The organism is Paenibacillus medicaginis (assembly GCF_042138635.1).
GTDB classification, from domain to species: Bacteria; Bacillota; Bacilli; order Paenibacillales; family Paenibacillaceae; genus Paenibacillus; species Paenibacillus medicaginis.
Genome location: NZ_JBHIRY010000027.1, coordinates 23,628 through 37,045 on the forward strand (window position 1 = coordinate 23,628; position 13,418 = coordinate 37,045).

12 protein-coding genes are annotated in these 13,418 nt (G+C 50.5%); 3 read left to right on the forward strand and 9 right to left on the reverse strand.

Annotated elements, in window-relative coordinates; genetic code table 11:
* Positions 1-19: 19 nt before the first annotated feature.
* From ACE5LO_RS21635 to ACE5LO_RS21665, 7 genes are all read right to left on the reverse strand, one after another.
* The gene (locus ACE5LO_RS21635; RefSeq protein WP_375522055.1) at positions 20-3,649 is read right to left on the reverse strand and encodes a response regulator; all 3,630 of its coding nucleotides are present in this window, start codon (positions 3,647-3,649) and stop codon (positions 20-22) included.
* Positions 3,646-4,815: a PP2C family protein-serine/threonine phosphatase gene (locus tag ACE5LO_RS21640; protein WP_375522056.1), complete on the reverse strand. Its 1,170-nt coding sequence runs from the start codon at positions 4,813-4,815 to the stop codon at positions 3,646-3,648. The genes ACE5LO_RS21635 and ACE5LO_RS21640 overlap by 4 nt, the downstream gene beginning before the upstream one ends.
* A gap of 130 nt (positions 4,816-4,945) precedes the next feature.
* Positions 4,946-5,287, reverse strand: coding sequence for a YflT domain-containing protein (locus ACE5LO_RS21645; protein ID WP_375522057.1), 342 nt, complete (start codon positions 5,285-5,287; stop codon positions 4,946-4,948).
* Positions 5,288-5,380: 93 nt separating this feature from the next.
* Positions 5,381-5,899 carry a hypothetical protein gene (locus ACE5LO_RS21650; protein ID WP_375522058.1) on the reverse strand — a complete coding sequence of 173 codons (519 nt, stop codon included), beginning with the start codon at positions 5,897-5,899 and terminating at the stop codon, positions 5,381-5,383.
* A 57-nt stretch (positions 5,900-5,956) separates the two neighbouring features.
* Positions 5,957-6,454, reverse strand: coding sequence for a DUF948 domain-containing protein (locus tag ACE5LO_RS21655; RefSeq protein ID WP_375522059.1), 498 nt, complete (start codon positions 6,452-6,454; stop codon positions 5,957-5,959).
* Between the two features lie 250 nt (positions 6,455-6,704).
* Positions 6,705-7,892, reverse strand: coding sequence for an SH3 domain-containing protein (locus tag ACE5LO_RS21660; RefSeq protein WP_375522060.1), 1,188 nt, complete (start codon positions 7,890-7,892; stop codon positions 6,705-6,707).
* 94 nt (positions 7,893-7,986) lie between these two features.
* Positions 7,987-8,919: a DMT family transporter gene (locus ACE5LO_RS21665; protein WP_375522061.1), complete on the reverse strand. Its 933-nt coding sequence runs from the start codon at positions 8,917-8,919 to the stop codon at positions 7,987-7,989.
* 168 nt (positions 8,920-9,087) lie between these two features.
* On the opposite strand from ACE5LO_RS21665, the gene ACE5LO_RS21670 reads away from it, so the two are divergent.
* Entirely contained in the window at positions 9,088-9,930 is an 843-nt protein-coding gene (locus tag ACE5LO_RS21670; protein ID WP_375522062.1) for a TrmB family transcriptional regulator, read from the forward strand.
* Positions 9,931-9,936: 6 nt separating this feature from the next.
* Here ACE5LO_RS21670 and ACE5LO_RS21675 read toward each other — a convergent pair whose 3' ends face one another.
* Positions 9,937-10,923 carry a Gfo/Idh/MocA family protein gene (locus tag ACE5LO_RS21675; protein WP_375522063.1) on the reverse strand — a complete coding sequence of 329 codons (987 nt, stop codon included), beginning with the start codon at positions 10,921-10,923 and terminating at the stop codon, positions 9,937-9,939.
* Between the two features lie 198 nt (positions 10,924-11,121).
* On the opposite strand from ACE5LO_RS21675, the gene ACE5LO_RS21680 reads away from it, so the two are divergent.
* Positions 11,122-11,979, forward strand: a complete 858-nt coding sequence (locus ACE5LO_RS21680; RefSeq protein ID WP_375522064.1) for a MurR/RpiR family transcriptional regulator — start codon at positions 11,122-11,124, stop codon at positions 11,977-11,979.
* Between the two features lie 16 nt (positions 11,980-11,995).
* Here the strand turns inward: ACE5LO_RS21680 and ACE5LO_RS21685 are convergent, their stop codons facing one another.
* Positions 11,996-12,871 (reverse strand): cation diffusion facilitator family transporter, encoded by an 876-nt coding sequence (locus tag ACE5LO_RS21685; protein WP_375522065.1) that lies wholly within the window; start codon positions 12,869-12,871, stop codon positions 11,996-11,998.
* A gap of 315 nt (positions 12,872-13,186) precedes the next feature.
* Here ACE5LO_RS21685 and ACE5LO_RS21690 point away from each other — a divergent pair, with 315 nt between their 5' ends.
* On the forward strand, positions 13,187-13,390 hold the full coding sequence (locus tag ACE5LO_RS21690) for a hypothetical protein (RefSeq protein WP_375522066.1): 204 nt from the start codon (positions 13,187-13,189) through the stop codon (positions 13,388-13,390).
* Positions 13,391-13,418 lie beyond the last annotated feature (28 nt).

Below are 13,418 nucleotides of genomic sequence, written 5' to 3' on the forward strand. Positions count from 1 at the left end.
TATTACCCCGAAAAGCCGGCTACGAATACAGCCACACTCTCATTAATGATAAGAGCTGATCCGTTTGAACCGGTTTTTTGACATAATCCGAGGCCCCTGCCTCAATGCACTTCGCCCGGTCTTCCTTCATGGCCTTCGCCGTAAGCGCAATAATAGGCAGCCTCTCGTATTCCGGCATGTTCCGGATATGTCCCATCGTCTCGTAGCCATCCATTTCAGGCATCATCATATCCATGAGAACCAGATCGAACTTCGTATCTCCTTGGAGTAGCTCCAGAGCTTCCTTGCCGTTCTCCGCAAAGGTGACGTTCATGCGGTAGCCCTCCAGCACACTCGACAAGGCGAATATGTTGCGGATATCATCATCGACAAGCAAAATGTTTTTCCCTTCAAACAATTCCTCTTTGTTGTACAGCTTTTGCAGAATGCGGCGCTTGTCCTCCGGCAAATTGGCTTCCACCCGATGCAGGAACAGCGTCGTCTCATCCAGCAGCCGTTCCGGAGATTTGACATCTTTGATGATGATGGACTCAGCATATTTGCGCAGACGCATTTCCTCCTTGCTGTCCAGCTCCTTGCCTGTGTAAATAATGATCGGCAGATCGCTCAGGCTCTCATCATCCCGGATGCGGTCCAGCAGATCAAAGCCGGTCATGTCCGTCAGCACCAGATCGAGCACCATACAGTCATAGTGCTGGCTTTTCAGCTCATCCAGTGCTTCTTTGCCGGTAGAAACGGCTGTAATGGCGACATCATCATGCTCGATAAGTTCAATGATGGATTGCCGTTGGGTATCATTGTTCTCCACGACCAGCAGCCGCTTCAGCTTGCTGTCCATGTAAGATGAGATTTGGGCAAAAGCCTTGTCCAGGCTTTCTTTGGTTGAAGGCTTCTTCAGATAAGCAATGGCCCCCATCATCAAACCCTGCTTGACATCATCAATCACCGAAATGACATGCACCGGGATATGCCTTGTAGCAGAATTGCTCTTCAGCTCGCCCAGAATGGACCATCCGTCCATCACAGGCAGCTGAATATCCAGAATAATAGCGTCAGGAAGGTAGGTTTTTGCCATTTCAAGCCCCATGTCTCCCTGCAGGGCAGACAATGCTTTGTAGCCGCGCTTTCTAGCCATTTCAATCAGGATATTCGCAAAATTCACGTCATCTTCGATGATCAGCAATACTTTATCCTTGGGCCCAATCTGCTCCCGGTCATCTTCCAGCTTGGGTGTATCCGGTACAGGCTGCTCCCTGTCAGGCTTTCTGCTCACTTCTAAAAGGAAGCGACCCTCCCTGATCCTTTGCATATCAGGGTCAATCATCGGAGCCGCTTCTCGTCTTGCGTACTCGCTCACCGCAGGTCCGCTCGCGGCATCATCCGGCACCTTCGCTGTAGTCTCCACAGGCAGGTACAGCGTAAAGCAGCTTCCTTCTCCCTGCAAGGACTCAACCTCGATGCCGCCGCCAAGCAAGCGGGACAGCTCGCGGCTGATGGACAACCCGAGACCGGTACCACCGTATTTGCGGCTCATAGTCCCGTCTACCTGCTGGAACGCCTCAAAGATCAGATCCGTTTTGTCCGGCGCAATGCCGATGCCGGTATCACGAACAGACAGTGCAAGATAAGGCTGGTTCTCATTCAGATAGGCCGGCAGCTCTTCCTTGTCCGCCTCGGCTATCGTAAATTCCACCGAACCGGACGATGTGAACTTGAAGGCATTGGACAGCAGGTTGCGTATAATTTGCTTCACACGGTATCCGTCGCTGATGATGGCTTGCGGAAGCCTGCCTTCCCTTTTGCTCACCAGCTGCAGTTCTTTTTTGGCCGCTACCGGCGCAAAGTTTTGCTCAACAAACTTCTCAAGTCCCTCCAGGCTGACGGATTCATAATTGATGTCCATCTTTCCGGCGTCTACTTTGGACAGGTCCAATATTTCGTCGATCATTTTAAGCAAATCGGCCCCTGACATATAGATAGTCTGGGCGTACTCGACCTGCTTCGAATTCAGATTAGCATCCCTGTTCTCGGACAGCAACTGGGACAGGATGAGCAAGCTGTTCAGGGGTGTGCGCAGTTCATGCGACATGTTCGCCAGAAACTCCGATTTGTACTTGCTGGTTACGGCAAGCTGCATCGCCTGCTGCTCAAGCTGCGCACGCGCCTTCTCGATCTCCAGGTTCTTCTCTTCCACTTCCTGAACCTGTTCCTCCAGCACTCTTGTCTTGGCCATCAGCTCTGTATTGAAATGCTCCAGCTCTTCCTGCTGCCGCTGCAGCTCTTCCGACTGGCACTGCAGCTCCTCCGTGAGCGCCTGCGATTCGCGCAGCAATTGTTCCACGCGCAAACGGCGCTGAACGTTGTTAAGAATAACGCCAAGATTCATCACCAGCTGTGAGAACAGCCTCTGCTCAAGCTCCCCGAACGGCTTGAATGCTGCCAGCTCGGCTACGCCAAGCAGCTCGTCCTCGAACACGATCGGATAAATCATAATGCCGGTCGGCTGCGCTGCCCCAAGCGAGGAACTGACGGATAAGTATCCTGGTGGCGCCTGATCCAGGATCACCGGTTTATGATCCATAGCGCTCTGGCCAATCAGCCCTTCCCCGAGCATGAACTCTTCCTTTCTTAACATCGATTTACCCGTCCCTGCGTAAGAGCCGAAAGCAAATAACCGATCAGACTGCTTCTCTTCATCCAACAAATAAATAGAGCCATAACTGGCGCCCAGAATAGGCGTGAATTCACTGATAAACATCTGAGCGATTTGCTCGCGTGAATTCACGCCCCGCAGCAGTTCCGTAACACGTGCCGTATTATTGCTGAGCCAGGTCTGGTCCTGCTGCGACTGGATAATGGATTGCTCCAGCTGACGTTTCTCCTCCAAATCGTCGGCCATTTCTTTGAACACCTGCGCAATTTGGCCGATTTCGTCTTTGGAGGTTACCCTCAGCCGCCTGATGGCTTTAAAACGTCCTTTGCCAAAGCCGTTAATCATCAGCGCCACAGTGTTAAGTCCGCGCGTAATGCTCGGAAGCACCCAGAGAATGATCAGCAGAGACAATAGCAGACCGGCAGCCATAATGAGGGTTGACGTTTGGATGGCTTCGCGGAACACCTCTCTGGAAGCCGCTATTTCGTTGTCCACCTCGGTATCCTGATAATTGGAGAGCGTATTAATTCCCTCCACTACAGCTTCCTGGGCAACCAGCCCTGTACTGTTCCTGTACGCATTGGCTTGATCATAATCTCCTTGCCCAAGAAGCTGCATAAGGTGGGCTTCATATTGTTTAAAGCTTTCCCATGAGGTTTCCACATTGTCTATCAGCACCTGTTCAGAGGCGGAGGAGGGGCTCCCTTTAATCGCTTCAAAAGTAATATCCCCTGTGGCAATCATCTGATCCAGCTGCTGCTTTCCTTCGGGAACGGAAGCGCCGGGGTTGAGCAACAAATTAACCATAACTATAGCCATATCATTCACCTGGCTGCGGATCATGGCAGTCTGACGGACCTTCAAATAACGGTCTTCGTATACTTTGCCCAGTTGGCTATTCATTGTACCCAAACGGTCATAACCGATCAGAGTCAGCACGATCATGACCGCCATCAGCACCCCGAAGCCGATGAGCAGCTTATTTCTGATTTTCATGCCGAAGCCTCTCCTTCTTTCAACGAAATCCACACCAGACATTTATCGTCATCGCGATCCAGTGGCACTTCCACTTCAAAGAAAGCCTTCCGCATGACGTCCTCTTCCCACTCACGATAGTCGCGCAAATGATGAATCAAATATTGCAGCTGCTGTTCATGATCCCCTTCCACTGCTTCGAGCAACCCGTCCGTATACAGCGCAATCCGCTCACATCCCTCGTAGTGAATCGTTTCCGCCTGGACTTCGATTTTGTCGAACAGCCCCACCGGATAGCAGACGCTGTCCAGCGTGGTGACATTTCCGTCCTTCCCGATCATCAGTCCCGGGGGATGCCCGGCGTTAACATAGTCGATGCGCTTCATCCGCGTATCGATCACCATATAAATGGCGGTAAAGTAGTACTGAACCAGTTGCTTGCCAAGATCCAGCTGATTAAAGCGGCGGTTCAGCTCCTGAATCACTTTCACGGGATCCACGTAAGTAGTAACGGTGTCTTTGAGGACCGATGCGATGAACATACAGAACAGGGAGGAAGAAATGCCGTGTCCCATCATATCCAGCAGAATGACGGCATAACGCCCGTCCCCCAACGGATACCAGGAATATAAATCTCCGGCAAGCTCAAAAGACGGCTGGTACAAAGCGTGAATATGCACGAGCGGATCCTGTATGGCTGGACTGAGTACGGCCTGCTGCACCATCGCGGCCAGCTTGAGTTCGTCCTGAATCCGCTGGTCCCTTTCCCTATGCCAGTCCTTCTCCTGCTTCAGACGCAACGCCAGCCGGATTCTTGCCATTAGCTCCACTTTATTGATCGGCTTGGTTACGTAATCCATGGCTCCCGCATCCAGCGCCTCGGCCAGCTTTTTCGAATCGCCGATCGCTGTCACCATAATGATCGGGATGTCCTTGAGATGCTCGTATTGCTGGACGATATTGCAGGCTTCTATGCCGTCCATTTCGGGCATCATCATATCAAGAAGTATCAAATCAATATCCGAAGGGTGGGGATGGATTTCAACCGAACGATCCTCCAGGCCCAAATATTTGAACATTTCCGCAGCTGAGGTGGCGGAGACCACATCCCTATAGTTTTCCTTCTTCAATATCTCCCGGATAATGATCACATTCGTCGGATTGTCGTCTACGATTAAAATTCTCATCTCTCTCTCCTTCTTCATTTGAGACTGAAGCTGACATAAACATAGATAAGGAATGAGACGAGCGTGCCCCATTCCTTATCTATGTTTACGGATGATGCCGGGTAATACCTGGCAGAGCAGCCGGTTTGAATCAGGATTTTTTGGCAATCACAAGCACTTTGCCAAGATCAAGCTCTTTTTCATAAAATGCCGCTTCGGCTTCAGTAAAGCCCATCGACACGATTTTGGCTCGCAGCTCGTCGCCGCGTGAGCGGAACAGGTTGGCCAGAGAGTCAAACATGCCTTCTTCCTTCATGCCAATTTCTTGTGCATCCGCTGTCCCGGCAATACGGTCCGTACGGTCCTGGCTATGCGCCAATACAAACACGTCTTCATAACGATAGCCTGTACTGCGCAGTTCCTTAACCGTGTCTACGGCCTGCACCCCGTTTTCCACCACTTTTGCATAAGCCTGTGCATTCGTCGAATTCATCGTTCTCACTCTCCTTAACAGTATTCTGGTTTCACTGTTTGGGCCGGCTCAGGTACGTTGTATCATTAACCTGCTGCAGCGATTTTGAAACATTTACTGAGAATTTTCAGCAAAAAACTCCACGGCCTGCAGCTCTCCGCTCACCGGGTCCGTATAAACTTTGATAGCTTTGTGCCCACGGATGTACACATCCCCGTCTTCTGCCGCAAACTGAACACGCCCCAGTTCCTGAGCAAGCGTGCCCCGGTTCAGCGGCAGCCAACGGTCATTGATTTTGACCCGCTTGACTTCCGGGTCCACATGCACGTAATCGACATACCCGTACCGGATGCCTACCACGGCGTCAGCATAATGGTATTCGGTTGAGCGAAGCAGCCAGTCTTTCGTAACCTGTAGTGGTTTTCCCTTTTTATGCAGAACATCTTCTTCCCGGTCATCAAGCGAGATACCATTCAGCGTAATGAACCGGGACATAGAGGAATGCTTCGGAACCGTTGCCACCGCGTGCACCGCCTTGTCTGCGGCCGGCGGCGGAGCAGCAGTCTGAACCGCGTCCGCTCCGGAAAAAGGAGAAAGCAAAGCTGCAAGCATCATCAGTTGGATCAACATCATTCTGCTCACCCTTTCAATGAGTTTCATTGCTTCCGGTAGTGCGGATTCACCGGCGGTTTATCTGCTGCGCATTCTGCTCCATGCCCCGGCCGCAATGTCCACATAGGCCAGCCAGTTTCTCGCTTTACCGGATTTGCCGTACACCGCATCATAGCTTTGGAACGTGCGGTCTGGTGGCTGGGACGGGCTTGCCGGCACCCGTTCCTTTGCTGCGGTGCGGGCCGTTTTCGTCTTTTGCAGCTTGGACATGAACGTCGTGGACAGTTGCTTGCCCGCTGCCGTGATTTCCGCCAGGACATCCCCCAGATTTTTTACCGTGGTCACGACCGGATCGATCTGCTTCATTTTGTTTTCCACGTCCACCGTGATGTCGTTCGCATGTCGCAGCATCTGTTTGACCTCATAGCTTAATTCATCAATCGTTTTTTGCACCTCTTGCAACGTATCTGTTACCTTCTCCAATGAATCCGAAGCTGATCGAAGAGTTCTGACCATAAAAAATACAAGCACCGCAAACGCGACCGCGATCATAAAAATACTGATTTGTGTTAGCATAGCCTAACCTCGCTTTCCTGTCGCAGATGTCTTCGTTCCCCTTGTACTGCTTAGTTACCCCTACCATTAGGGCACGAAACAAACGATATGCGAAACGATATGCGAAACGATATGCGAAACGATATGCGAAACGATATGCGGGCTATAGCCCAGAAGTGCAAGTCCTCTGCCGGAAAGATATACTGCACAAAAAAAGCCCTGAACTCAGGCGGACATAGACCCGCCAAAGCCAGAGCTTTGCTGTGATTGTTTACTTTAAAATCCGGTCGGCCACACTGCCCCCAAACAGGAAATGATCCTGCCAGGTTTTGCTGAAATCGGTGACCTTCACGCCTCCGGCAGCCGCCGAGAACGTATGCAAAAGCTGGTTGTTCCCCAGGTAAATCGCTACATGCGAAATGGTGGAATTCGGCAGGCCAAGCCCTGCTTCGGCTTCCGCCCTTGAGCTTGCATAGTCGAAGAATACCAGATCCCCGCGCTTCAAAAGGGAAATGTCGTACACTGGCTCGCTGTTCTGCTGAACCCAACTGCCTTGCTGGCGGGAATCCGCCGGAAGCTGGTAGCCCAGCCCCTCCAGAAAAATTTGCCGGATAAAGTCCGAGCAGTCAAACGTATCCGTCGTGTTCCGGTCTGAACCGAATTCATACGGGGTACCCAAATAACTCATTCCGGTGGCGATGACCGTTTCGGTCGCCTCGGACACGTCCGTTCCGGTGTAAGCAGGCTCAATCTGCTTCACCGGCGGAGCGGAAAGAACAGGCTCACTCCAGGAGGAAGCAGCAGACAATGAAGAGGCAGGAGCCGGAGAGGACCCAAGGATGCCTCCCTTCTTCAGAAACTTTTCCGAAGAACTGACATAACCGCTCAGACCGCTGAAAGTCTGCACCTTATACCAGTAAGGGTCGGTTGTATCAAGAATGGAGACCACCTCACCCGTTCCAAGCACGCCCAATACAGCGGACTGCGTGGACGGCTGTCCGCGCAAATTGACGGTAGTCTGAATCGTCCCCGTCTGGCCGGCTTGTCCGGATAAAGCAGTGGCCGTTGAATTCACTGTCACATTGACGAAAGCTAATGAACCGGCAGGCTTCTGCGGGGCGGCTGCTGTGGCAGGGACGTTTAGTGTTGGTGAAGACGCGCTCCTGCCGATCTTTATGTATTGAGAGGAACTGCTTGTGTACCCCGTTAATCCGGCGGCTGTCTTTACTTTGTACCAATAATTGTCCGCCTGTCCGAGGATGGTGACCGTCTCACCCTGCTTTAGAAAAGCGGCGGTTCCACTGTCCATCGAAGGTGCCGTTCGCAAACGGACGGCGGTTTGGATCACGGCACTCTGTTCGGAAGAAGCAGCAGCCGAGGCAGGGCCGGAGAATGCAGTATCCGTAATAATGCCTATTACCGAAGAAGCGAGCAACAGGGTTAAAGCGCTTTTTTTCATGCGTGACCTCCATGCTTTCCGCAGCTTTATTTGCTAAATTCCAACATGATTTCTCTCAATTATAACTAAAGTATGGAGGAATCCGACATAGTTCTTATGACCCATTACCTTTTGTTGTGTTATCCCCCACGCTCAGCATAACTCCGGCAATGATCAATATCCCGCCAATCCAATCGTAAATATGCATGACCTCCGCAAGGAACACAGACGAAAATAATACGCCGAATAGAGGAACCAAGTTCATCAGCGTCACAGCCGTACTGGAGCTGAGTCCGCGCAGCCCGTAATTATAGAGCATAAATGCTGCCACCGAGCAGAAAATCCCCAGATAAAGGAGCATCCATAGCGACTCCGCAGTTGGCGCCTGCCATCTGGACCTTTCGAGCAGGGCAAGCGGGATAAATGCAATCGTTCCGGTGATGGTCTGGTAAAATGAAACGGTGACCATCGAATAACTGCTGACCACTTTGCGTGTTGTAAAGTTGTAGGCAGCAAATACAACGCCGGCAGCAATCAAAATCAGGTTGCCTGTCAGCTGCCCCGAGCCGGCTCCCGGACTACCGCCTGAAATCTGGTATACCCCCGCTATAGCCATTACAATCCCCAGCCCCTTCAGCCAGGAAATTTTCACACGGTAAAATATAAATTCAAGCAGTGCGGTAATAGCCGGATAAGAAGCGACAATCAGCGCGGCGCTTGAAGCTGTTGTCAGTTCAAGTCCGATATTCTCCAGTGCGAAATAGAGCGTTGTTCCCAGCATTCCGCTCAATGCCATCCACCCCAGATCCTTCGGTGCGGGTAAGGCAAATTCTTTTCTGACCAGCATCACTACTCCCAAAATGACCGAAGCTATGAGAAAACGGGCTGCCCCCAATGTAAGAGGAGGAAAGGAATGATAAGCGATCTTGGTCCCTACAAATGAGGTGCTCCAAATCAATATGGCAACAACAGCGGCGGTCAAGTAAAGGCTTCTGCTGCTTTGTGCTTGTTCCATACCCGGCTTTCGGGCATCAGTTGAAGTATCCATGCTCTACCTCCTGGCTATTATGACTATAATAATTAGTAGCTACTTATGTAGTCACTAAATAAAAGGTATAGCATTGGCAGGATAGGGTGTCAAGTGTAATAATGGAGTATAATCGGATAAACGAACGAAAATGGGCTTTGCGCGAAGCGAGGATCAGGAGGTTCTAGAATGAAATCAGAAATCATCAAAATGCTGCAGGATTTGAATTTTACTGAATATGAAGCCAAAGCATATTTGGCACTGCTTGATAAATCGCCTTTATCGGGGTATGCGATTTCTTTGAATTCAGGCGTGCCCCGCTCCAAAATTTATGAGGTGCTGAGCGTCCTGGTGGAGCGCGGTGAGGTGATGGTCAGCCACGAAGACCCGTCATTGTATACCCCGCTGCCGCCACAGGAGCTGATCCGGCTGAAAAAAAGCAAAATGGAATCCTCTTTTGAGGCTGCCGAAGCAGCGCTCTCCCACTACTCCTATGTTTCTCTGAACCGGGAAAATATTTGGAATATCACCGGATATGAGGCCATATTGAGCCGTACGAAGGAAGCGATCCACCGGGCGGCCGGGCGGATTTTGCTGGAGATCTGGACGGAGGAAGCACAGCTGCTGGAACCGGAGCTACGGGAGGCGGCAGAGCGGGGCGTAGAGATTCTGATTGTCGTATACGGAGAACTGGAATTCGATTTTGCGCAGGTATATCCACATGATTCGAGTGAGGAGATTACGCAGGAATACGGCGGCCGCTGGATTGTGGCAAGCACTGACGACCGCGAAGTGGTCGCAGGCATCGTGTCCCTCGGCACCGACAGCCGCGCCGCCTGGACGATGCACCCCGGCCTCGTCATGCCGATCACCGAGGTCATCATCCATGATCTGTACATCTACGAGATGCTGCAGGCGCATCGCGAAACGCTAGAGCACACCTTCGGCCCCAATCTGATCGAGCTGCGAAAAAAATATAATTTCGGACCATCCGGCTACAGCATGGCGGTAAGGTTGGGGCTAGGAAAATAACACTATTCACTCATCCGCAGCAAAATGGATCCCTGCATCCCGCCGGGCCTGGCAGGCTATGTCAATCACCGATACCGAATGGCGGAGATTCTTATAGCATTGGTCATAATCACCGGAACGGAACATTTCTGCAAAGGCCACAAACTCGTTGACCATATGGTTCTGTGCTTTATTAAAATTGCAGGCTCTCTTGTCCTGCCCAATATTCACAATAACCGAATCGGCCAGATTAGGCGGACTGTCCAGCCGGATAAGGCCCTTTTCGCCCTGGATCGTAATGAAGCCGTCGCTATCGGAATCCTTGGAGCCGCAGCATACTGCGAGACTTTGGTCATAGCGGAGAGTAACAATACCAGAGGTGTCTATTCCGTTATGCCCGATATTTGCAACATAGCGCACCTCCTGAGGCATTCCCAATAACCCGGCAACAAAATGGAGATTATAAATATTAAGATCATACAGCGCTCCGCCTGAGTAATAAGGATCGAATGCCGGCAGAACCGTTCCGGTCGCATATTCGGAGTATCTGCTGGACACCTTGGAGAAATTGCTTTGAATAAGCTTAATATCACCAATCAGAGGCAGCTGCTCCTTGATAAATTGATAATTAGGGGAATAGAGCAGTGTTATAGCCTCGAAGAGAAACAAGTTTTTTTCCCGCGCAAGCTTCTCCAGCGTTAATGCTTCCTGGAATGTAGAAGTAAAAGGCTTTTCCACGATCACATGCTTGCCCGCCTCCAAAGCTTTTTTGGCATATTCATAATGAAGACTGTTAACGATACCGATGTAAATAAAATCAATGTCGCCATTCTGAAGCATGGCTCCGTAATCGGTATATATTTTTCCAATGCCGTACGTTTTGGCGAGTTCTTCGCCTTTTTCAATCCCCTGTTCACGGACGCAAATCGCTGTGCATTCTATAGAATCAATTTCCTGTAACGCATCCAGGCAAAATCTCACAATCATTCCGCTGCCTGCAATTCCAATGTTCATCACTTCAGCTCCTTAGGCAATACAATGGTTAAAGATGTCGAGCTTTATTATAGTTCGCCGCATTTAATTGTGAATGCATCCGGCCAAGATTATAATTAAAGTACGGTAATTCTAGTTATATGCCGTTACAACAGCGTACCTTAGGTAACGAAAAGCCATTTCTGAAGAAAGGTTTGGCTTTGTCAGGAGGATTCACACATGCTCCAAAAACTGATCAAAATGGATAATATGTCTGATTCCGAGCGGGCCATTGCGCAATACATGATCGACAATAAAGAAAAGGTTCTGCACATGACCATCCATCAGCTTGCCAGGGAGACCTATTCTTCCAACCCAACGATTATCCGTTTGTGCAGAAAGCTCGGAGTGGACGGGTTTCGGCAGTTTAAAATCGTACTTTCCTCTGAATTGGAACGGCATTACGATGAACTATATCCCGTAGACGTAAATATGCCTTTTCGAGAAAAAGAAAGCTCCATGGACATTGCCAGGAGGATCCGTGAGCTCAGCCAGCAAACACTGCTGGATTCCAGCTCCATGCTTACAGAAAAAAAACTGAATGAGGCGGCATCCATCCTTGAAGCATCCCGTCAGGCTTACCTCTTTGCCGTTGGCGATTCCATGATTCGGGCGGCAAGCTTTCAAAATAAATTATTAAAAATAAACCGCCCGGTGCAGCTGAGCAATTTCCTTAATGAACAGGGTTACCATGCGTTCAATGCCAGCAAGGAAGACTGCGCTGTCTTTATCACTTATCACGGAGGCCATGCTGATTTTATAGAGTATGCGACCTTGATGAGGGACAAAGGGGTGAAGCAAATCGTCATTACCTCAGAGACTGAAGGAAGGCTGGCGAAACGATGTGATGTTGTGCTACCGCTGCCTGTGAGTGAGACGAATGCCTCCAAGATTGCCACGTTTTCCTCCCAGGTTGCTATTGATTATGTACTGAATGTTTTATATTCTTGTGTCTTTGAAAGACAATATGACAAAAACCTGAAGTTCAAAAATAATAGTGATCACTATGTAAAAAGGATTTCCTCATCCCGTTCCTGAGGAAATCCTTTGCTTTTTACTTCACGCTGCTCGGTTCTACGTGGACGTGCACATGCATAATGTTGTGTGCCTTTTTCATCCGCTCCTCAATCTTGTCGCTGATTTGATGGCTCTCAATAAGCGTCAAATCGGGCTTGACCTCAATGACGACATCCACCAGCACGTGATTGCCATGGACACGCGCCTTCACATCCCGTATCGCTTCCACTCCCGGTGTTCTGGCTATCGTGCTGCGCAGATCGGACAACTGGCTTTCATCAAAGCCGTCCGTCAGCGTGTGCGTACAATCCCTGAAAATTTCCCAGGCAGTTCTACAGATGAGCAAGCCTACAAGAATGGCGGCTACCGTATCCAGCCATGGCAGACCAAACTGTGCGCCGATAATCCCGACCGCGGCCCCGATACTCACCATGGCGTCGGACAGGTTATCCTTTGCCGCAGCCATCAGGGCCTTATTGTTGATCGCACGGGCAAGCCTCCGGTTATACAGGTACACGCCCATCATGGCGACGGCACTGATCACCGCAACTCCCGCACCAAGAATATCAGGCTCCTGCTTGCCGCCCTCGAAGATAGACCGGACAGCCTCCACCAGCACCTGCAGCCCTACCGCAGCCATAATGAAGGACGCAATCAGGGCCGCTACCGTCTCTGCACGGAAATGCCCGTAGGCATGGTCGGAATCCGGCGGTTTTTGGGAAATGCGCAGGCCGATCAGCACGGCAACGGAAGCCACGATATCTGTCACGTTGTTAAATCCGTCCGCAAGCAGAGCGCTTGAGAACAGCAGGTACCCGCATATAATTTTAAAGGCCGAGAGAACAAGATAAGCCGCTATACTGACCCAGGCTCCTTTTTCACCCCTGCGAATTTCCTCGTACACATCCGGCAATGTAGACACTCCTCACCCCAAATATAAAGGCCAAACCAATTTCCTTATGGTAACAGACAATGCTCCAGTGGGTCTAGAGAAACAGTGTTTCTTGTCTACAGGGCTGTAGTGACAGCGAAAAAATATTGCTTATGCTCATTCGTGTAGTGTATTAGAAAATGTTTTTCCCTGGAACAAAACATCTGCTTTAATCCTATCCGCTCTTATTCATACTGCCCTTGTCCGGCCTGTTAAAAACGTATAAAATGGGTTCAGTATGCGCCGCATGCAGTCCCATTCCCGGGTCCAATCTGGCGGCATCAGGAGGAGTTTACAATGAGTGATAATCAGGATAACCAGAACCGTGAGGAACCCCGTAAAATTGATTTGGCGGAAGCCGTCCGGCAGAAGCTGGCCCAGAAGAAACAGCAGGCGGGCAACCCGCAGGGCGGCGGATTTCATGGCGGACAAACCAAGGCTCTGAAAAGCCAGAATACGAAAAAACCGAATAACCAGCGTCGCCGTACCGGGGGTTCCTAGAACCATATCCGGAGCGCGTGCCATGAAA

Coding starts and splice junctions, on each gene's coding strand:
- ACE5LO_RS21635 (WP_375522055.1), bottom strand. CDS start 3,649: ATGAAAATCAGAAATAAGCTGCTCATCGGCTTCGGGGTGCTGATGGCG.
- ACE5LO_RS21640 (WP_375522056.1), bottom strand. CDS start 4,815: ATGAGAATTTTAATCGTAGACGACAATCCGACGAATGTGATCATTATC.
- ACE5LO_RS21645 (WP_375522057.1), bottom strand. CDS start 5,287: ATGAATTCGACGAATGCACAGGCTTATGCAAAAGTGGTGGAAAACGGG.
- ACE5LO_RS21650 (WP_375522058.1), bottom strand. CDS start 5,899: ATGATGTTGATCCAACTGATGATGCTTGCAGCTTTGCTTTCTCCTTTT.
- ACE5LO_RS21655 (WP_375522059.1), bottom strand. CDS start 6,454: ATGCTAACACAAATCAGTATTTTTATGATCGCGGTCGCGTTTGCGGTG.
- ACE5LO_RS21660 (WP_375522060.1), bottom strand. CDS start 7,892: ATGAAAAAAAGCGCTTTAACCCTGTTGCTCGCTTCTTCGGTAATAGGC.
- ACE5LO_RS21665 (WP_375522061.1), bottom strand. CDS start 8,919: ATGGATACTTCAACTGATGCCCGAAAGCCGGGTATGGAACAAGCACAA.
- ACE5LO_RS21670 (WP_375522062.1), top strand. CDS start 9,088: ATGAAATCAGAAATCATCAAAATGCTGCAGGATTTGAATTTTACTGAA.
- ACE5LO_RS21675 (WP_375522063.1), bottom strand. CDS start 10,923: ATGAACATTGGAATTGCAGGCAGCGGAATGATTGTGAGATTTTGCCTG.
- ACE5LO_RS21680 (WP_375522064.1), top strand. CDS start 11,122: ATGCTCCAAAAACTGATCAAAATGGATAATATGTCTGATTCCGAGCGG.
- ACE5LO_RS21690 (WP_375522066.1), top strand. CDS start 13,187: ATGAGTGATAATCAGGATAACCAGAACCGTGAGGAACCCCGTAAAATT.